This is a genomic window from Dehalococcoidales bacterium (assembly GCA_035529395.1).
Classification (GTDB): domain Bacteria; phylum Chloroflexota; class Dehalococcoidia; order Dehalococcoidales; family Fen-1064; genus DUES01.
This window is the reverse complement of record DATKWT010000130.1, coordinates 12202-30578: the sequence shown is the minus strand read 5'-3', so window position 1 is coordinate 30578 and position 18377 is coordinate 12202. Positions and strand designations below refer to the sequence as shown.

The 18377-nt window shown below is 55.4% G+C and carries 16 protein-coding genes; 8 read left to right on the top strand and 8 right to left on the bottom strand.

The annotated features are described in order from the left end of the window. Positions 1 to 362: 362 nt before the first annotated feature. Positions 363 to 2228 carry an aldehyde ferredoxin oxidoreductase C-terminal domain-containing protein gene (locus tag VMW13_08520; GenBank protein HUV44858.1) on the bottom strand — a complete coding sequence of 622 codons (1866 nt, stop codon included), beginning with the start codon at positions 2226 to 2228 and terminating at the stop codon, positions 363 to 365. A 1-nt stretch (position 2229) separates the two neighbouring features. Next, on the bottom strand, positions 2230 to 2508 hold the full coding sequence (locus VMW13_08515) for a hypothetical protein (GenBank protein ID HUV44857.1): 279 nt from the start codon (positions 2506 to 2508) through the stop codon (positions 2230 to 2232). 200 nt (positions 2509 to 2708) lie between these two features. On the opposite strand from VMW13_08515, the gene VMW13_08510 reads away from it, so the two are divergent. The 5 genes from VMW13_08510 (at position 2709) to VMW13_08490 (ending at position 7601) form a co-directional block, all read left to right on the top strand. Beyond that, complete coding sequence (locus tag VMW13_08510) at positions 2709 to 3383, top strand: NAD(P)-dependent oxidoreductase (protein ID HUV44856.1); 675 nt, start codon at positions 2709 to 2711, stop codon at positions 3381 to 3383. Beyond that, a complete protein-coding gene (locus tag VMW13_08505) occupies positions 3277 to 3888 on the top strand; it encodes an NAD(P)-dependent oxidoreductase (protein HUV44855.1) in 612 nt (203 codons plus the stop codon). The genes VMW13_08510 and VMW13_08505 overlap by 107 nt, the downstream gene beginning before the upstream one ends. A 74-nt stretch (positions 3889 to 3962) precedes the next feature. After that, positions 3963 to 4535, top strand: coding sequence for a flavin reductase family protein (locus VMW13_08500; protein ID HUV44854.1), 573 nt, complete (start codon positions 3963 to 3965; stop codon positions 4533 to 4535). Between the two features lie 559 nt (positions 4536 to 5094). Then, a complete protein-coding gene (locus tag VMW13_08495; protein HUV44853.1) occupies positions 5095 to 6189 on the top strand; it encodes an acyl-CoA dehydrogenase family protein in 1095 nt (364 codons plus the stop codon). Positions 6190 to 6401: 212 nt separating this feature from the next. Then, positions 6402 to 7601, top strand: a complete 1200-nt coding sequence (locus tag VMW13_08490; protein HUV44852.1) for an acyl-CoA dehydrogenase family protein — start codon at positions 6402 to 6404, stop codon at positions 7599 to 7601. A 130-nt stretch (positions 7602 to 7731) separates the two neighbouring features. Here VMW13_08490 and VMW13_08485 read toward each other — a convergent pair whose 3' ends face one another. The 3 genes from VMW13_08485 to VMW13_08475 form a co-directional block, all read right to left on the bottom strand. Next, entirely contained in the window at positions 7732 to 8775 is a 1044-nt protein-coding gene (locus tag VMW13_08485) for a glycine betaine ABC transporter substrate-binding protein (GenBank protein ID HUV44851.1), read from the bottom strand. Positions 8776 to 8907: 132 nt separating this feature from the next. Then, a complete protein-coding gene (locus VMW13_08480) occupies positions 8908 to 9978 on the bottom strand; it encodes a proline/glycine betaine ABC transporter permease (protein ID HUV44850.1) in 1071 nt (356 codons plus the stop codon). 78 nt (positions 9979 to 10056) lie between these two features. Beyond that, positions 10057 to 11277 carry a glycine betaine/L-proline ABC transporter ATP-binding protein gene (locus tag VMW13_08475; protein HUV44849.1) on the bottom strand — a complete coding sequence of 407 codons (1221 nt, stop codon included), beginning with the start codon at positions 11275 to 11277 and terminating at the stop codon, positions 10057 to 10059. 1090 nt (positions 11278 to 12367) lie between these two features. Here VMW13_08475 and VMW13_08470 point away from each other — a divergent pair. Beyond that, entirely contained in the window at positions 12368 to 13585 is a 1218-nt protein-coding gene (locus VMW13_08470) for an acetyl-CoA C-acetyltransferase (GenBank protein HUV44848.1), read from the top strand. A gap of 193 nt (positions 13586 to 13778) precedes the next feature. On the opposite strand, the gene VMW13_08465 is transcribed toward VMW13_08470, so the two are convergent. After that, the gene (locus tag VMW13_08465) at positions 13779 to 14090 is read right to left on the bottom strand and encodes a hypothetical protein (protein HUV44847.1); all 312 of its coding nucleotides are present in this window, start codon (positions 14088 to 14090) and stop codon (positions 13779 to 13781) included. A 196-nt stretch (positions 14091 to 14286) separates the two neighbouring features. On the opposite strand from VMW13_08465, the gene VMW13_08460 reads away from it, so the two are divergent. Further along, the gene (locus VMW13_08460; protein HUV44846.1) at positions 14287 to 15693 is read left to right on the top strand and encodes a CoA-binding protein; all 1407 of its coding nucleotides are present in this window, start codon (positions 14287 to 14289) and stop codon (positions 15691 to 15693) included. Between the two features lie 75 nt (positions 15694 to 15768). Here the strand turns inward: VMW13_08460 and VMW13_08455 are convergent, their stop codons facing one another. Beyond that, positions 15769 to 16116, bottom strand: coding sequence for a hypothetical protein (locus tag VMW13_08455; GenBank protein ID HUV44845.1), 348 nt, complete (start codon positions 16114 to 16116; stop codon positions 15769 to 15771). 347 nt (positions 16117 to 16463) lie between these two features. Between VMW13_08455 and VMW13_08450 the strand changes: the two genes are divergently transcribed. After that, the gene (locus VMW13_08450) at positions 16464 to 16907 is read left to right on the top strand and encodes a hypothetical protein (GenBank protein ID HUV44844.1); all 444 of its coding nucleotides are present in this window, start codon (positions 16464 to 16466) and stop codon (positions 16905 to 16907) included. Here the strand turns inward: VMW13_08450 and VMW13_08445 are convergent. Then, entirely contained in the window at positions 16904 to 18235 is a 1332-nt protein-coding gene (locus tag VMW13_08445) for an amidohydrolase (protein ID HUV44843.1), read from the bottom strand. The genes VMW13_08450 and VMW13_08445 overlap by 4 nt on opposite strands. Between the last annotated feature and the right edge of the window lie 142 nt (positions 18236 to 18377).

Below are 18377 nucleotides of genomic sequence, written 5' to 3'. Positions count from 1 at the left end.
CGCATACGGTGATACGGCTTTGCTTGTCTGGCAATGGCAGCCTGCGTTGTCAAGGCATTTGTAAGACACTACACTAGCACTCAGTTGGCTGGTATGTTCGGCAGGGTGAGACCCTTAGCATAGCTAAGGGTCTCACCCTGTTCACATGTCATTGCGAGTGAAACGAAGCAATCTGAATGTTGCGCTCACTCCTTAACCGGCAGTGTCAGGTCACCGGCCATGCTCTCCAGACCGAGACCCTTCGGCTTCGGCCTGCTGGTTTAGCCAACAGGTAAGCTCAGGGTGACACGCTGTTCTCATGTCATTGCGAGCCGGGGCTCTGAGCAAAGCGAAGAGACACCGAAGCAATCTGAATGTTGCGCTCACTCCTTAACCGGCAGTGTCAGGTCACCGGCCATGCTCTCCAGACCGAGTTCTACGAGCTTCTCACGGGTAGGCAGGCCGGTCTGTTTATCATAGCCCCGTTCATCATAGTAGTCATCCAGGAAGCCCTCAACATCTTCGCGGGTCAGGTCAACCGTGTCATCGTAGTCACGCATACGGTGCTCCTGTCCTTCGCGGACCAGAGGACGGAACCACGCCTCCGGTGCCCGGTCTTGCCGTCGGTCGAAGCCCTCCCTGATATTGAGGAGTTTTCCGACAGTCCAGGCCCGCTCGGCGCTCTCCATAAGCTGTTCCGGAGATACATCGATGCCGGTCAGTGCCGAGTAAAGGGCTGCGATTGTCTTCACGTGGTAGAACCGGTTCACCTGGGCGCGATTGCACAGGCTGAGGCAATTAAAGAGGGAGTACCAGTCCTCACTGTACTTGCTGTACCGTCCCGGGTTGAAGGCGCCGGATTCCTCCAGCCGTTTTAGAGCCTCCGTGGAGACGCCCATGCGCTCAGCGTGTCGCACGAAGTCGGTGAAGGGGCGTCCGGAGTCATAAGACGGGGAGCCGGCCGCCGAGACATGGGCACCTCTGGGCATGGTTAGCTCCTCGAACTCCATGGTACCCAGTCCTCCCATCCGGGGGTCGCGCACAATGCCCAGGCCCTTGATATGGGCAATATATTCCTCACTCTTTTCACCAAGACTGCGGGCAACTGCCTCCGCTCCATCGGCCAGGACTTCCCCGAAACCTTCACGGTAGGCTGTCATCCGGAGAAGCTCCAGGGCGGTATCGATATCGTTCTTGAGCTCAATGCCACCGGTGTCTTCCCTGGTTATTATGCCCTCCCGGTAAAGTTCGACAATTTGTGCAAAGAGACCGGAGAAATTGGTACTGCCGATGCCGTATCGGTTCAGAGTGTCGCTGTACTTTATTGACTGCTGGTACGCCTCGGAACTGGTGGCGGCACTGAACCGATTAACGCCGAGATGGGGCATATAGGTATGGACTCCGGCGTAGGGGCCTTCTTCCAGCCTGACCATGACTTTGTCCGCCAGCGGACAACTGGGACAGGCGAGGGGATTCCTCGTCTTCTGGTGAAGCTCCGCCATGTCCGGTGGTGCCGGCATGAGGCCATTTTCCTGGATAAGCTGCCGGCCCGGCCAGCGCATTATGCGCTCGTGAAGACGGTTGACCAGTCGATGAAGGGTCGGACGGTCGGCAATCTCCGTTGGTACCTGTCCCTGCTGAACAACCATTGCCTTAAGATTCTTTGACCCCATGATGGCGGGAAGACCGCCACGACCTATGGTGGCTGCTTTATCTACGAATGTAATTGAGTTCTTGACAAGGTTCTCACCGGCCTGCCCGATTGCGATAACACTGCACGGCTCGTAGCTGCGGCGTAGTATGTCGGTGGTCTCGTAGGTGTCACTGCCCCAGAGTTCCCCGGCATCATCGAGCGAGACCTGTCCTTCGGCAATCCTTAGTGAGACCGGTTGGCTGGCCCGACCACTGATGACGACATGGTCAAGTCCGACTGATTTCAGGAACGGGGCAAAAGCACCACCCCCGGCGGCGGTGGCAAGTGCCCCATTGATTGGGAACCTGGTGGTGACCAGGACCTTGGCTCCGCCCGGAATCATTGTACCGGCAAATGGACCGGCTGAGATGATGATAAGGTTTTCCGGAGAAAGGGGGTCCACCCCGGGCGGTATCAGGTCATAGGCCAGCTTGCTGCTGATGCCGTAGCCGCCAATCAGCGTGTGCACCAGCTCGGCATCATACTGCTCCAACCTGGTACTGCCGCTGGTCAGGTCGACATAAAGTATGTTGCCGGAATACCCCGGGATACCCATGCTACGTCACTCCCGACTTATTCTCCTGGTTAAGTGCACCGTAGGCACAGTAGCGTACACATATCCCGCAGTTGTCACACTTATCGGTGAAGGATATCGTGTACTCGTCAGGGGAGTCTGTCTGTCTGCGAATGACAATGGCTGCCCTGGCAGGATTGAATGCCTTCTCGAAGCGCAGGGAGCAGCGCAGTTCGCATATCAGGCACCCGGTGCACTTTGAGGCATCGGCTACGATTGGTGGCCCGGTTCGGTGTGGCGATACAGTTTCTGGTGGACACATAGCTATCAGGAATGCTACTACTTCAAAGTTGAACTGTCAAATAATAGAGATAACCTCTGCCAGCAGGGTGGAGCGCAAAGAAGCTCATGAAAGTATTACCGGAATTGCTTGACAATAGCCAGTGGGGCACATAAAGTGTCTATTACAACACTCAGGTAATAATGGTAATGCATCGACTACAAGAAGGGAGAAAGTGGGACATGTCTTTCAAAGTGGTATCCGGGATAGGTGGAGCAGATGCCATCAAGGCAGAGCTTGCCCGGGTAGATGCTGAGGTGGTCCTGGCACCGGTATGGACTGAAGAGGATATTATCAAGTCGGCAGCGGATGCGGACGCAGTAATGGTGGGTGCTACTGAGCCCTATACCCGAAAAGCGATTGAAGCCATGAAAAAGTGCCGCGTAATCAGCCGGACAGGTGTCGGCTACAACATCGATGTAAACACTGCTACCGAGAACGGCATTGCCGTAGCCATTGTAACGGATGCCAGTATCGACAAGGTCTCCGACCATGCCCTGGCTTTTCTGCTGGCGTTTTACCGTAAGATTGTACCCGTAGACCGGCTGGTAAGGCAGGGTGCCTGGCAACTGCGGCGTCGTGAGATATTCGAAATCAGGGTGCCGACTGTTCGTCTCAACCGGCAGACAGTCGGCGTTATAGGAGCGGGTAGAATCGGTGGCGCCTTTGTGCGTAAGGTCAAAGCCTTCGGGGTGAAGGTGATTGTCTATCAGGGTGATGAAAAAGGGGAGTACAGAGGGGCGCCCCCTTATGTCAGGGGTGTCTGGGCGTCATTCTTACAGAATGACGTTAGCAGAATCCGAAACCAGATTCTGCCGGTGTCCCCCAGATACAATTATTTCCCCCTTCCTGGCTAGGAAGGGGAAGGCGGCCCATCTGGGCCGCACGGGGGTTGGTCGAAAGGGTTTTTCAGCACCCTGCTATGACCCCTATCTGACTGAGGACGCGATTCAGGCAATGGGGGCTACAAAGGTTGACTTTGAGCAATTGTTGCGGGAGTCTGATTATATCTCGATTCACTGTCCGGTTACTGGCGAAACAAAACAGATGTTTGGCACCGGGGAATTCAGTAAGATGAAGTCGACTGCCTACCTTATCAATACCGCACGCGGAGATAGTGTTGATGAAAAAACCCTTTTCAACGCTCTGTCTGAGGGAGTAATCGCCGGGGCAGGTATCGATGTTACCGACCCCGAACCACCGGACCCGGATGACCCCCTGCTCCAGTTGGAGAATGTGATAATTACCGCCCATTCTGCCTTCTACTCCGAGGACTCGCTCCTGGCGCTGGTTATGGGCACCGTGGGGGCAGTGGTAGATGCTCTGAAGGGTGATTGGCCCAGGTTCGCTGGCAAATCCTGAAGTGAAAGAGACCGCCAACCGTCGGATTAGATAGTGGGTCCTGTGAGGACATATCGATTAGCAGGAGGAATGATATGAGCAAGACGAAGATAGGCGCAACAACCCTGATATACCCGATGCCCACGACCCTCGTGGGGGCGGATGTTGATGGCAAACCGAATTTCCTGGCAATTGCCTGGTGCGGGGTGGCTTGCAGCCAGCCCCCGATGGTCTCCGTGGCATTACAGCCCAGCCGTTATACACTGAGTGGCATCAAGCAGAATATGGCCTTCTCGGTGAATATCCCATCGGTGGAACTGGTGAAAGAGGCGGACTATTGCGGTATAAGGTCGGGTGCGAAAGTAGATAAGGTGGATGCCTGTAACTTCGATATCTTCTACGGCAAGGTAGAGGGCGCACCCATGATTGAACAGTGCCCGGTCAACCTGGAATGCCGGGTGGTACAGATGCTGGAACTGGGTAGCCACTGGTTGATTGTCGGCAAGATAGAAGAGACCCATGTATCGGACGACTGCCTGACCGACGGACGACCGGACGTTGACAAAGTCCGGCCATTCATCTTCATCCCCGGTCCTCCCTCCCGGTACCAGGCCTTCGGTGAGGTTATCGCCAGGGCGTTCAGCGTGGGCATGGAGATAGAGACATAATCTTGCTATAAAGTGCTCAGTGTGCTATCTTTCGGGCGGACGGAAGACACCATGTGGTCACTGTACCCTGGCAATTTGCTAAATAAGGGGAGTAAAGAGGGATTCCGCCCCTTCTTGAGGGGCGCCCCCTTATGGCAGGGGTCTGGGGGGGTCCCCCAGATATCATCTTTTCCCCCTTCCTCGGTAGGAAGGCTCTTCCTGGACAGGAAGGGGAAGGCGGGCCGGATGGGCCGCACGAGGATTGGTCGAAAGGCTTTTTCATCACCCTGCTAGTGTGGCGTCTTATAAATAAGTTGATTAAGTATCAAAGGGACAGATAATCTGAATCCTTATGATAGTTCTCTTGGTTTGCTCTTTGGCGCTCAATGGACATATTAAAGGTATTTCCGAGACAGGATAATAGAGGGGAATCAAAGAGGGGCGAAGCCCCTCTTATATAAATCCTTCCCCTTCAATAAGGGGAAGGGGATACAGGGGATAGGGTTACCCAAATAGTGCTCAGTGTGCTATCTTTCGGGCGGACGAAAGACGCCTTGCTGGAGGATAAAAGGAGGTAGCGATGGTCTCGTTCAGTCCAAGTGAAGAGCAGCAGATGATTATCAATATGGTGAAGGAGTTCTCGACCGACCACCTCCGAAGAGTATACCGTGAGTGCGATGAGAGCGGCATAATCCCGGCCGATGTAATCGACACCGCCTGGGAGTTCGGGTTCATCTCCACAAGCATCCCCGAAGAGTTCCAGGGACTTGGCGAGGCGCGGTCTTCTCTCACCGGAGCGTTGATTGCCGAGGAACTGGCCTGGGGCGACCTCTCGATAGCGATGCACATCCTCTGCCCATCATTGGTAGCGATACCGCTGGTCGAGATGGGCACCGATGAGCAAAAAAGCAAGTATCTGCCCGGTTTCTGTGGTGACAGGTTCAAGGCAGCTACGGCGGCCCTGATAGAACCTCGCTTTGATTTCGACCCTGCCGCTCTATCGACTACGGCCAGGCTGAATGGTGGTGATTACGTTCTCAATGGGGAGAAATGCTATGTCCCGCTGGCGGCCGACGCCGACCTCCTGCTGGTTTATGCCAGCGAGAACGACTGCACCCAGGGTTTTCTGGTGGAGAAGGCAGCTACCGGCCTGGAGATAATGGAGCGAGAGAAGAACATGGGAATAAAAGCCCTGGCAACCTACGAGCTTTCCCTGAAGGACTGTCGGGTACCGAAGGGCAACCGGCTCGGTGGTGAGGACGGATGTGATTTCGGTCGGATTCTAAACTACTCACGGGTGGCCCTCTCAGCGATGGCGGTGGGAGTGGCCCGCGGTGCTTTTGAGTATGCCCGTGACTATGCCAAAGAACGTAGCGCCTTCGGTGAGCCGATTGCCTCACGCCAGACGATAGCCTTTATGCTGGCCGAGATGGCCATCGAGATTGATGCTACCAGACTTATGACCTGGGAAGCTACCTGGAAGCTGGACCGTGGTGAAGATGCCACCAAAGAGGCTTCCCTGCTGAAATCATATGCTGATGAAATGGTGCTGACCGTCACTGACCGTGCCGTTCAGATACTCGGTGGGCACGGTTACATCCGTGACCACCCGGTGGAGCTCTGGCTGAGGAACGGGCGGGGATTTGCCACCTTCAACGGCATGGCCATTGTATAGCAGGGTGCTGAAAAGAGGAGTTCAGAGGGGCTTTGCCCCTTCTGAGAGGCGCTCCCTCTGGCAGGGGTCTGGGGGTGTCCCCCAGATATAATATTTTTCCCCTTTTTGGCCAGGAAGGGGAAGGCGGCCCAGATGGGCCGCACGGGGATTGGTCGAAAAGGTTTTTCAACACCCTGATAGATCATCAAAGTGATAGCAGGAGGTATCGAGCAATGATTGAATTTGAATTGACTCCTGAAGAAGAAGCGACAATAGCAGCAGCCCACAAAGAGGCCGAAGAGCTTCTACGCCCGATTGCCCGTTACTACGATGAGCACGAGCACGAAAGCCCTAAAGACTTTATCGAGCAGCAGTGGGCACAGCAGAGAAGTGGTGGCGGTGGAATGCTCGGCCTGGGCGTTGGCGCTGCGCTGCGGATAGAGGAGACCTGCTGGGGTGACGCCGGCCTGATGCTGGTGGCCCCGGGTTCGGGTCTGGGAGGTGCCGCCATCCTGATGACCGGCACCCAGGAACAGCAGCAGCGTTTCCTGAAGCGATACAGTGAGGGTGAGCCGAAGTGGGGCGGGATGGCGATGACCGAGTCCGGTTGCGGCTCGGATACCTCTGCCATCCAGACGACCGCCGTGCTGGACGGTGACGAATGGGTGCTGAACGGCGAGAAAATATTCATCACCGGCGGCCAGCGTGCTATGGATGAGTCTGATGGTCTCGTGGTTGTCTGGGCAACAGTTGACAAAACTGCGGGGCGGGCCGGCATGAAGTCGTTCGTCGTCGAGGCCGGTACGCCGGGGGCACGTATTGAGAAGGTGGAAAACAAGCTCGGAATCCGAGCCAGCGATACTGCCACTCTCATCCTGGACAATTGCCGCATCCCCTACGAGAACATACTGGGCAGCCCCGAGGTCAGGAAGGTGGATAGCGGTCAGACGGCGGGGTTCAAGCGGGCAATGGCCACCTTTGACGCCACCCGGCCGATAATCGCCGCGATGGCGTTAGGAGTTGGGCGTGCCGCCCTGGACTTCATCAAGGAAGCCCTGGAGAAGGAAGGTATTCAGATACGTTACGGAGCACCGCGTCACAAGCTGACCGCCATTGAGCGCGATATCATGGACATGGAGGCGGGCTACAAGGCAGCCCACATGCTGATGCTGCGCGCCGTGTGGATGATGAGCCAGTTCCAGGCCAACAGTCTGGAAGCATCGATGGCCAAGGCCAAGGCGGGGCTGGTAGTTACCAGGATAACGCAGAAAGCGGTCGAGATGATGGGGCCGCTGGGCTATTCCCGCAAGTACCTGCTGGAGAAGTGGATGCGGGACGGCAAGATAAACGATATCTTCGAAGGCACCGGCCAGATAAACATGCTGATAGTGGCCCGGCGTGTCCTCGACTACACACGTGACCAGTTGAAATAAAGCCCCGCATACTGTTGTGTTGAAGTAACAAAGAATTGCCCCCTGCGCGGAGTTCTCCGGCAGGGGGCTTTCGTTTGACACTGGGTGTTGCTGTTAATGCTACTCCGGTGTCCCAGTGAGGTACGCTTGGTTAGGGTACCGGGCCGAAGTCGTCCAGGAATGCCTTTATCTCGGTGTAGGCACTCGTGGGGACCCAGCTCTTCCAGTGGCTATCGTACTCTCTCATCCACCAGACTGCCACTGTTTCCCACTCGTCTATCTCGTTCTCCATCTGAAAGGCCAGGGACTTGTTACAGCGGTCCAGGCCCACGGTGAAGTTCCTCAGCATGGTGACCACATCGGGGGCCATATCCAGCAGGTCCTTGTGCACCGTGATGGTCAGCGGCACGCTCTCGTAGGCGCACGCCTCGGTCAGTGCCGCGAGGTCAGGGTTTTCCATCTTGGCGGCAATCTTGGCCCAGACGTCGGCATCGTACGCCGGCTCCTCGAGGATGTACCAGTCGAACATGCCCATCAGGTCGGTGGGTGCCCAGTAGTAGCCGAAGACCGGGTCGCCTTTCTTCTGTGGGCCGGCCATGGCGGCGGCCTCCGCACCGGCAGTACCCGGGCTTATAATGTTGTAGTACTCGCCCAGCCCGTAGGCCTCGAACTTGAAAACGTTAATCCTCTCGCAGTTCCAGCCGACCTTGCAGTTGATGAACATCCCCTTGGAGGAGTCCTCGGGGTCAGGGAAGAGCTCCCAGTGGTCCTTCATATCTAAGACGGTGTCAATTCCGTATTCCTCATGGACCCACTGTGGTATGCACCAGAACTGGGGGCCACCCTCCAGTACTACACCGAGTTCCAACAGGGTCCCGTCAGCGAGATTGCCCTGGTACCACTCGGGGTTGTTTTGGGGCCACTGCTCCATATTTATGAGAAGGTCGCCCTTGGGATGTGTTGCATTCATCACATCACTGGACACCGTGATTACTTCGCACGGGTAGCCGTAGCCTTCCTCAATGATAATCTTGGCTATGGCGTTCTCAAGCCAGAGAGAACCCCAGGAACCGTCGAAGAGTGTAAGTGTGGGTTTCTCCTCCTCACCCGTACAGCCGGCAAACAACGTGACTGTCATCGCCACTGCTACCAGCAGCATCAGCCACTTGGTGCGTCGGTAATTTATAAAATGCATATCAGGTATCCTCCTTCTTTGTACTTGTCTCTTGTCGCGTATTCGTTACTCAGTCGGTAAGAAGTGTTGCGCTTCACTCCTGTGCTACCACCTCCTTCCGTGGTTGTTTTACTTGCTCCAAGCAGCATGATTCTACGTAGCGCGTCTGGTCTGCGGTCTTGAGGCGAAGCCCTGGGTGATTCTGTCCAGTATGATGGCCATGAAGACGATACTGATTCCCGCCAGCACTCCCCGACCGACCTCTAATCGAGCGATACCGAGGAGAATCTCCGCTCCCAGTCCGCCGGCCCCAATCATGGAGGCAAGCACCACCATTGCAAGTGCCATCATGATAGTCTGGTTCATGCCGGCCAGGATTGTGGGTAGTGCCATGGGCACCTGCACCTTGGTGAGTAACTGGGAAGGCGTGGTACCAAATGACCGGGCGGCCTCCACTACCTGGGCATCGACCTGCCGTATTCCCAGGTTGGTGAGGCGGATAACTGGCGGTATGGCGTAGATACAAGTGGCCATTACCGCCGGTACACTCCCCAGGCCGAAGAGCATCAGGGCCGGAATGAGATAGACGAAGCTGGGCATGGTCTGCATCATGTCAAGGATGGGTCGCAGCAACCCATCAAAGCGGTCGCTCCTGGCGGCAAGGATTCCCATTGGTAGTCCGAAGATAATGCAAATAGCGGTTGAGGTGAGCGTAATGGCCAGGGTCTCGGAACCCCGGTCAAGCATCCCCATAATGGTCATTATCGCTAGGAATATAGCAGCCATTACACCAATCCTGGCGCCGGACGTACGCCAGGCAAGGACTCCCGTTATCACAATGACGGACCACCAGGGGAGCCACATAAAGAAGTCCTCCAGGGGCAGCAGTACTCCGCGCAGCACTATCAGGTTGATTGCGGAGAAGAAGGCGTCTCCTTCGATGATTATCCAGTCCACGACGCGGTCGATGAACTTGATTACGTCCCATCCGTAACTCCAGTCCTTCGGGTAGTCAATCACTGCGCCGGGGTCCTGCCCGGCGGGAACACCCTGGTACAGGACGACAACCACCAACATGAGGACTGCGAATCCTCCCAGGTAAAGCCCTATCTTTGCCGGCGTCGATAGCTTGAAGCCGTTACCGTTGCCGGTCAGCCTCTGCCAGAATGTACGGTTTGTTACTGATGCATCCGTAGAGACATCTTTCGCTGTTTCTTCTTGCAATGGTCTGTCTTTTCCCTCCTCGTAAACAGGCATGGGTTCACCCCACGCAGTGAAGTTGAGCCTGGGCTATTGGCATGGTCACTGCCCGTTACCATTCCCGTTCCCTGCATCCGTTTTCATGGCCTGGATGAGGGCAGTTTTGGTAACGATACCGATTAGATGACCCCTGGTGGTGACCACTGCCAGCGGGGTGTCCTGCTCCGCTACCAGTTGCAGGCATTCATCGAGTGTAGTAGTTGGAGGACAGCTCGGAGAGTCGAGATTGACTAGCTCGCTGACCTTCGTGGCACCGCTTTCGATGGCAGCCTCCACGTCAGAAGTAGTGACTGTACCGATATACTTGCGGAATCCATCGACAATGAAACCGGTAGTAGTATCCTGCTTCTGTAGTGCAGCCAGGGTTTCTTCAAGACTTCGTTCTATGGTAATCATTACCGCAGGTCGTTCCATGACGCTTCTCACTGCGATTACCTGTCCGCGGGGAACGTCCCTGACAAATTCGCTCACGTACTCGTCGGCCGGGTCACCGACTATCTGCTGAGGGGTGCCAATCTGGACTATTTCGCCGTCTTTCATAATAGCAATCCGGTCACCCAGCCGGAGCGCTTCCATAAGGTCATGGGTTATAAAGACCACCGTCTGTTGGACCTCGGAGCGAAGGTTGATGAACTCGTCCTGCATCTGGCGCCGAATCAGAGGGTCAAGGGCGCTGAAAGGCTCGTCCATGAGGAGTATGCTGGCGCCTCCGGCAAGGGCACGTGCCAGTCCCACACGCTGCTGCATGCCGCCGCTGAGCTCATGGATGGGGCTCTTCTCCCATCCCTTAAGCCCCACCTGCTCCAATGCCGCAGCAACCTTCTCCTCTTTGGTGTGGCCGTGTTCCCCACGAATCTCCAGACCGAAACCAACATTATCGAGTACCGAGCGGTGGGGGAGCAGCCCGAAGTACTGGAAGACCATGTTCATCTTGGTTCGGCGGAGCTCCCTGAGATCGTCCTTGCTCATCTCGGATATGTCAGTACCATCTATGTAGATATTGCCCCTGGTGGGGTCTATCAGCCGGTTAATGCAGCGGATAAGTGTCGACTTACCGCTTCCGGAGAGACCCATGACCACGAATATCTCACTTTCGTGCACGTCAAAGGACACATCCTTGACGGCTATCACGTGCCCGGTCCGCTCCAGCAGTTCCTGCTTGGTAACGCCGTTATTAGCTATCTCATCAATAACAGTATCTGCATTCGGCCCGAATATCTTCCACAGGTTACGGCATGAGATGATAGTATTATTGGCAGACATTGCTCCTCCAATGGACTTAATCAACAGTAGTGAAAAGCGAATGATGGGTAAGATGGGGAGCGATAGTTTGCGGTTACGGGGATTGTGAATGGGCGACAACTCAAGCAAGCAGAGGAATAAGAGGGATTGTGCTCAGTCTATTCAGTTGTTACTCTCCATACCATTTAACTGGACCTTATCTCCCGTGAACCTGTCGTCGCCGCCGAGTGGGATCTGTGCCCGCTGGTTTTACCAAGGTCTGTTAGACTATACCAGTATTGTGTTGGACTGTCAAAACGGTTCAGACGGGGTTCTGCATAGTGGCCACAGTGTTGGCAACGGTTTACGGCGACTCAGGTCGGTAGTTTTGATACCCGTCCTATGTGAGAAGTCGTGATAACGGCAGTATATTAGCTGAGTGAGATTGAATGAGCCTGAGTGAGTATTTGTGCGTATGAGAGAGTTCTCTCTTTCCGAAGAGAGACGTTCTCTTTCAAGCAGAAGGGTAACACAACAGATTGAGATGTTGTGGTCATTACCCACCCTGCACCTAGGGGAAGTTTTCTTCTTGTGTGGGAAGCAGGCAAAGCCTGCTTCCCACACATATAGTTATCTGCCCCCCTCTCCTCTGGAGAAAGCATTGCCACATGAGGAGACGGCCAGTACTATAGCTAACCGCACAGGCCCTCTCCGGCTGCAACCGGAATCGGCCTGTACTAGTGTGGCGTCTTAGAACTTCATTGAATAACTCCTCTCCCTTTCATAAAGGGAGACTGAGAGGGATTTTATATCCCCCTTAATCTCTTTGCAGAGGGGGAGAGGAAAGAGAATAAAGCAATGTATTTCCGAGACAGGATACTGGCATGGTACTGAATAAGGGAAGTCCAGAAAGGCGCCGCCTCTTCTGAGAAGCGCTCCGCCTCTTCTGAGAGGCGCTCCATCCGGGCCGCACGGGAGTCGGTCGAAAGGGTTTTTCATCACCTTGCTGGAGTAGCACTGATGTACCCAACGATTACAACAGGTTGACCGGAGAATTAGTATGCGATAGGATATGTCTGCATGCACTACAAAGCGCAAAATATACGCTCAGGTGTAAGGAGGTCAAGGAACAATGGTAGGAAGAGATGTCGTCATAGTCGACTACCTGCGGTCATCATTCTCAAGGTCGAGACCAAGGGACCCGGAGAGGGACGTTTTTAATAGCGTTCGTATGGATGATATCGCTGCGGAACTGATAAAGGAGCTTATCAAGCGTACCGGTATCAAGCCGGATGACATTGATGAGCTCCATGCCGGTACTGCCCAGCCCTGGGGTGAGCAGATGATGTTCGGGGGAAGGAATATTGCCTTCCTCGCCGAGCTACCATTTAGCGTGGCGGCTACGCATATCGACCGCCAGTGCGGCTCTTCGATGTCGACCGTGCACACTGCGGCGATGGAGATAGCACTGGGATATTCAGACATCGTCATCTCGTGTGGAATCGAGCACATGACGCATGTCCCGATGGGTGGTCCCGCCGGTGGCGACCCCAGTCTCTCACCGATCAAACCCAACGAAAAGCTGTTCATGGACCCCCGATTTCAGAAGTACGAACTGATGACCGCGATGAACATGGGGCTCACCGCGGAGAAGCTTCTGAAACATACTGACTTCACCCGTGAAGATATGGACAATTGGGCACTGCGAAGCCACCAGAGGGCGGCCAGGGCACTGGAGGAGGGTTTCTTCAAGGGTGAGATAATGCCGGTGGAGGTCACACTGGCAGACGGCACCAGGCAGGTCATCGACCACGACGTTGCCATCCGGCCTACCACTACCCTGGAAGCATTGGCCGGATTGAATCCGGCCTACATTCCGGATGGACAGGTAACCGCCGGGAACTCATCGCCATTGAACGCCGGCGCTACGGCCATGATTCTGATGTCCAGGGAGAAGGCTGTTGAGTACAATCTGAAGCCCCTGGCACAGGTCATTTCCCTGGGATGGGCCGGGGTCGACCCGTCAATGATGGGCATGGGGCCTGTTCCGGCCAGCCGCAAGGCTCTGAAGCATGCCGGCCTGGAGGTTAAAGACATTGACTTCTGGGAGATAAACGAGGCGTTCTCCATCGTTACTCTCAACGCAATAAAAGAGCTGGGTATTGAGCCGGAGAAGGTAAACGTAAATGGTGGCGCGGTTGCCATTGGTCATCCGCTCGGTGCTACCGGTACCAGGCTGGTCGGGACACTCGCCAGAACTCTAAAAATCAAGGGTGGCACGTTTGGTCTGGCGACTCCTTGCTGTGGTGGTGGTCAGGGAGTAGCTACCATCATTAAGAGGGAGGACTAGCCATGTGCTGTAAAGGGGAGAGTCCAGAGGGCAGGCCCCTTCTGAGGGGCACCGCCTCTTCTGAGAGGCGCCCCATCTTGGGACGCACGGGGTAAGGATTAAAACAGGGGTCTGGGTGGTGTCACCCCTTCCTGTATAGGAAGGGGAAGGCGGCCCAGCGGGGCCGCACGGGAATTGGCCTGTCCGCCAGTGGTTAAAGTGGTACCGTGCGGTGGTCTTGCTCTGCCTTGTATTTCAGGTAACTATTGAAGACGGCCTGATACTCATGGACCAGTTCGAGGTCTGACCTCGGGCGGAAGCGTTTGATGTTCAGGTCATAGGTAGTCCGGGCAACCTTGGAGCGGTACCAGGAATGTACCTCGTGGTGGCAGTTGGCACACAACCGCAGGGTCTGCGATTCGGGGATACCGGTCGGTGCGGTCACTTCGGTAGGAACGACATGATGCTGCTCCATGGTGTCAGGCTTGCTGTGGCACCCGCATATTTGGCATGCTTGACTGGCCACTTGCTTGCCTCCCCGGTGCTGTCCCGGTAGGCTGAAATGCCGGGACCTCACCTGAGCAATATTGACGTTGTAGGACTACTATCGTAATTACATCGGGACGGATTGTCAATACCCGGGCGAAAACGATTAATCGGGCGACCTTGGAACGCTATCATAGTGCCCCGGGAACACTCCGGCGGAAAATCAAGGAGGAAATTTGAGAGTAAATTTCGAAAAAATGGAAAGGGCCTTCAATCCCCGCTGCGTGGCCATTGTTGGTGATAGCAAGAGGGGCAATTTCCACTGGCTGCATAATGAGAGCACCTTCAAAGGCAAGCTCTATTCTGTGCAGGTGAATCCGGAGTCCATTGAGGGTATACGTGCCCTCGGGGTAGAGAACTACACCAGTATCGTTGATATTCCCGAACCGGTAGACCTGGCAATCATTAACCTCCCGCGAGAAATAGCTCCGCAGGTTCTTGAGGACTGCATCCGAAAAGATGTGGCCGCAGCCCATTTCTTTACCGCCGGCTTTTCCGAGACCAACACTGAAGAGGGGATAAGGCTGGAGCGATTGCTGAAGGAGAGGGCGGAGCAGGCGGACTTTCATATCATCGGTCCCAATTGCCGTGGCATATTCACGCCGGGGATTGGTCTGAGGCAGATTGGTGACCAGTACAGCGGATGCAGCGGGCCCGTGGGCCTGATTTCGCAGAGTGGCGGCCATGCCATGTACTTTGCCCGGGAAGCACACACCGAAGGTGTTGACATAAACAAGGCGGTCAGTTTCGGTAATGGGACTGTACTCCATGCCAGTGATTACCTGGCCTATTTCGGACAGGACCCGTCGATTGAGGTCATTGGCATGTACCTGGAAGGGGTGAGAGACGGCAGGAGATTCTTCTCCGTGCTGCGGGAGGTAGCCGCCAGAAAACCGGTGGTGCTCTGGAAAGGCGGCTGGACAGCGGACGGGGGACGAGCCGTTAGCTCGCACACGGCTTCACTGGCAGTGCCGCAGGAAGTGTGGAGTTCGGCCATGAAGCAATGCGGCGTGATACAGGTATTCGGCCAAGAAGAGCTTATAGATACACTTAAAGCCCTTATCCACCTCCCTCCCGTTCTGGGCGACAGGGTAGCCCTGGTTGGTGGTGCCGGTGGCCAGTCCATTGCCAGTACGGATGTTTTCGCCGGGGCCGGATTCCGCGTGCCTTTGCTATCGGAGGAATCCTACGAAGAAATGGCGACGTTCTTCAGCCTGATAGGAGGCAGCTACCGCAATCCCATTGATACCGACGCAGGCAGGAACCGTCTGGAACTGGCGCGTATCCTGGGGTTGGTAGCCAGGGATAATAATATTGACAATATCGTGCTCCAGTCACGGGTGGGTACTTTCATGTTCGGTCCGGAGATGCGTGACGCCGATATCAAAGCAGCCCTGGACGTGAAGGGGGAAACCTCGAAACCGGTACTGGCTATTTTGCCCTACTACAACCCGGAAGAGATGGCCGAAGCTCGTGAGACCATCCCCAGATTCCAGGAAGGCCGCATACCTGTGTTTCCGACTTTGGAGCGCGGTGCCGCTGCTCTGAAGAACGTGCTTGAATACTACCGGTTAAGGCAGTAATCTACTGCTTGAGGAATATCCATCGGTCTAGCCCTGGTACTCCTCGTCCCTCCGTAGGTATTCGTCCGGTTGAGATCAGTAAGTCATGACGATGGTCTCTTCCGGATAATCAACGTGTGATCCGACTGCCAGGAATGCTAGAGTAGCGGATGGCATTTGCTCGACCCACCATTGCGATCCTCCGCTGCCACTGCCATACACGAGTGTCGCCTCATCACAGCCGACGACTTTCTCGATCGCCGCCTCCCGGATGAACGCTGAGGTTCTTTTACCCACCAGTGCAGCATACTCCGACACCTGGTTAAAATCGTCACGTTGGAACGCCACCGAAACGATGACTCGAGAAGCCTCAACAGGTTCCCTAACTTCGGGCCGCTCTAAGTCCCACGTTTCTGCTCCTTCTAGTTCGCGGTCTCGCTCCATCTCCCTCTCCTTTCAAGTAGCGTGCGTTCATGAGGCTTGCAGGGCCAGGCTGTTATCGGTCGTCAGACTGTGGCCTCACGCGTACGTTCCACAGGTACGGAAATGCACGCTCCGCCGTTGTCCCTCCCGATAATCAGATAGAGTCCGCGGCGCCTCTTCCGATTCCTGAGGACCAAGTGGACATCATCAAGTACCTGCAAGACTTGACTAACCGACAGCCCATGCGAAGTAATCTTGTCTTCGTTCTCGTCATCGATTAGCAGGGCCTCTATCCGAGGGCTTGACATGACACCTCGTTTCTACTACACTTGTAGTAGTATTGTAGGATATAAACGGAGGGATGTCAAATGGAGGTCGAGTGGCTAATCCTGGCCGACTCCGCCCAAGTGGTAGGTAACAAGGTCTATCTCTTGGGAGGTGGTTGGGATCGACTGACTGTAAACACACAGTTCCCGGCTAATCAGCGTTGTGCTGTCGCCCTGTCGATGATAGTCCCATGGAATGAGACAAACCAGAAGCACAGTTTTGAGGTTGAGATAGCAGCCGATGATCCGACGACTGAAGAACCCAAGAGCGTGGTGAAAGCGGGAGGCCAATTCGAGGCCGGTCGCCCACCCGGGATACCGCCTGGCCAGGATCAGCGTATACAGTTGGCCATCGACATGAACCTGAAGATCGAAACTGCAGGTACAAAGGTGATCATCGCACGTATTGACGGCCAGGAAATGCGACGAACGCATTTCAACGTGGTTCCGGGACCCAGGTTGTCGCCTAAGGAGCAGTCGGTCTAGCCCTGGTACTCCTCGTCCTTACGCAGGCCCTCCAGCAGGTCTAGATACTCCTGCCTGGTCATACTGGGCTTGTGCCTGGCAAGCACCTCTTTTCCTTTGACCGCACCATCGGCAAGAAGGTCTATTACCGTCATTGCCATCACTTTGGCAGGATTTAGGACTGCATGGTTGTAATTTTCTATCATGTAGTCATCGCCGTGGCTGTTACCGGCGGCACCGGCGGCATAGGGGTGAATGGCCGGCATGATGCAACTCACGTCCCCCATGTCGGTTGAGCCGGTGGAATGACGACCCGGCGGGCTTACTTTACTCTTGCCGAGAAGTGATTCGGCGTTGGTGCGGCATACCGCTGTCAGGTTGCGGTCGTTGATTATCGGGAGGTAGCCGGGCAGGGTCTTAATCTGCACCTTGCCGCCAACTGCCAGCGCCCCGGCGCGGAGGGCACGGTCCACCTTCTCGTTGGCGTCCTTGATAGCCTCCAGTGTCTTGCCGCGCACGAAGGTCTCCATACGGACGTCGGCGGGAACGATGTTGACCGCCTCGCCTCCCCTGGTGATGATGGGGTGCACCCTGACGGTGTCCACATCCTTGAACGTCTCTCGCTGGGCATGTATTGCGGAGAGGGCAATCATGGCGGCATTGAGGGCATTAATGCCGGCGTGCGGTGCGCCTCCGGCGTGAGAGCCACGTCCGATGAACTTAATCTGTTTGGCGACACAGCCGTTGTTCGTTCCTCCCATACCCATCAGCTTACCTCTGGTGCCTGATGCGGTGTGTACCATCATGGCCATATCGACATCGTCGAACTCACCGAGCTTGATTAGTTCCGGCTTACCTCCAAGGAAGGTGATTTTACCCTGCGCATGCAGGTTCTCACGGAACTCTATCTCGATGTATTCTTCAGCGGGGACTGCCATAAAGGCCACCCGCCCTGCCAGAGAAGGTAGTACTCCGGCACCAATAAGTCCGGCGGCAACACCGATGAGTGTCCCTATCTGGGCATTGTGACCGCAGGCGTGGGCGGCTCCTGTCACCGGGTCGGCGTTCGGATGACCGGGGACGAGTAGTGAGTCCAGCTCACCGAGGACGGCTACCGTTGGGCCTTCTCTGCCGCCCGGTACTATCCCCTTTACACCCGTAATTCCGAGACCGTCACGGTATGTGATGCCAAGCTCGGTGAATTTCTCGGCAACCAGGCGCGATGTCTTCTTCTCACGGAATCCCGGCTCGGGATTCTCCATGATGGTTTTGGCCACCGCTATAATCTCTTCACCCCTGCTGTCAATCTCCTGGCAAGTCCTTGATTTTAGCTCTTCTCTTGATAGCATAACCTGTCCTCCACTTAGTTTTGCATTCAAAGTCGGAGATACTATTGAAATGGTACCCTGTAGACGTGTTGTCTGCGCATAATCGGGGTGCCGGGGAATTGTGTCAGAGAATACAGTGACAAAACCCGCCTCCGCAGATACG

Bases quoted from the DNA above. Each gene is read 5' to 3' on its own strand.
- VMW13_08520 (HUV44858.1), bottom strand. From the start codon at position 2,228: ATGGGTATCCCGGGGTATTCCGGCAACATACTTTATGTCGACCTGACC.
- VMW13_08515 (HUV44857.1), bottom strand. From the start codon at position 2,508: ATGTGTCCACCAGAAACTGTATCGCCACACCGAACCGGGCCACCAATC.
- VMW13_08510 (HUV44856.1), top strand. From the start codon at position 2,709: ATGTCTTTCAAAGTGGTATCCGGGATAGGTGGAGCAGATGCCATCAAG.
- VMW13_08505 (HUV44855.1), top strand. From the start codon at position 3,277: ATGTCAGGGGTGTCTGGGCGTCATTCTTACAGAATGACGTTAGCAGAA.
- VMW13_08500 (HUV44854.1), top strand. From the start codon at position 3,963: ATGAGCAAGACGAAGATAGGCGCAACAACCCTGATATACCCGATGCCC.
- VMW13_08495 (HUV44853.1), top strand. From the start codon at position 5,095: ATGGTCTCGTTCAGTCCAAGTGAAGAGCAGCAGATGATTATCAATATG.
- VMW13_08490 (HUV44852.1), top strand. From the start codon at position 6,402: ATGATTGAATTTGAATTGACTCCTGAAGAAGAAGCGACAATAGCAGCA.
- VMW13_08485 (HUV44851.1), bottom strand. From the start codon at position 8,775: ATGCATTTTATAAATTACCGACGCACCAAGTGGCTGATGCTGCTGGTA.
- VMW13_08475 (HUV44849.1), bottom strand. From the start codon at position 11,277: ATGTCTGCCAATAATACTATCATCTCATGCCGTAACCTGTGGAAGATA.
- VMW13_08470 (HUV44848.1), top strand. From the start codon at position 12,368: ATGGTAGGAAGAGATGTCGTCATAGTCGACTACCTGCGGTCATCATTC.
- VMW13_08455 (HUV44845.1), bottom strand. From the start codon at position 16,116: ATGGAGCGAGACCGCGAACTAGAAGGAGCAGAAACGTGGGACTTAGAG.
- VMW13_08450 (HUV44844.1), top strand. From the start codon at position 16,464: ATGGAGGTCGAGTGGCTAATCCTGGCCGACTCCGCCCAAGTGGTAGGT.
- VMW13_08445 (HUV44843.1), bottom strand. From the start codon at position 18,235: ATGCTATCAAGAGAAGAGCTAAAATCAAGGACTTGCCAGGAGATTGAC.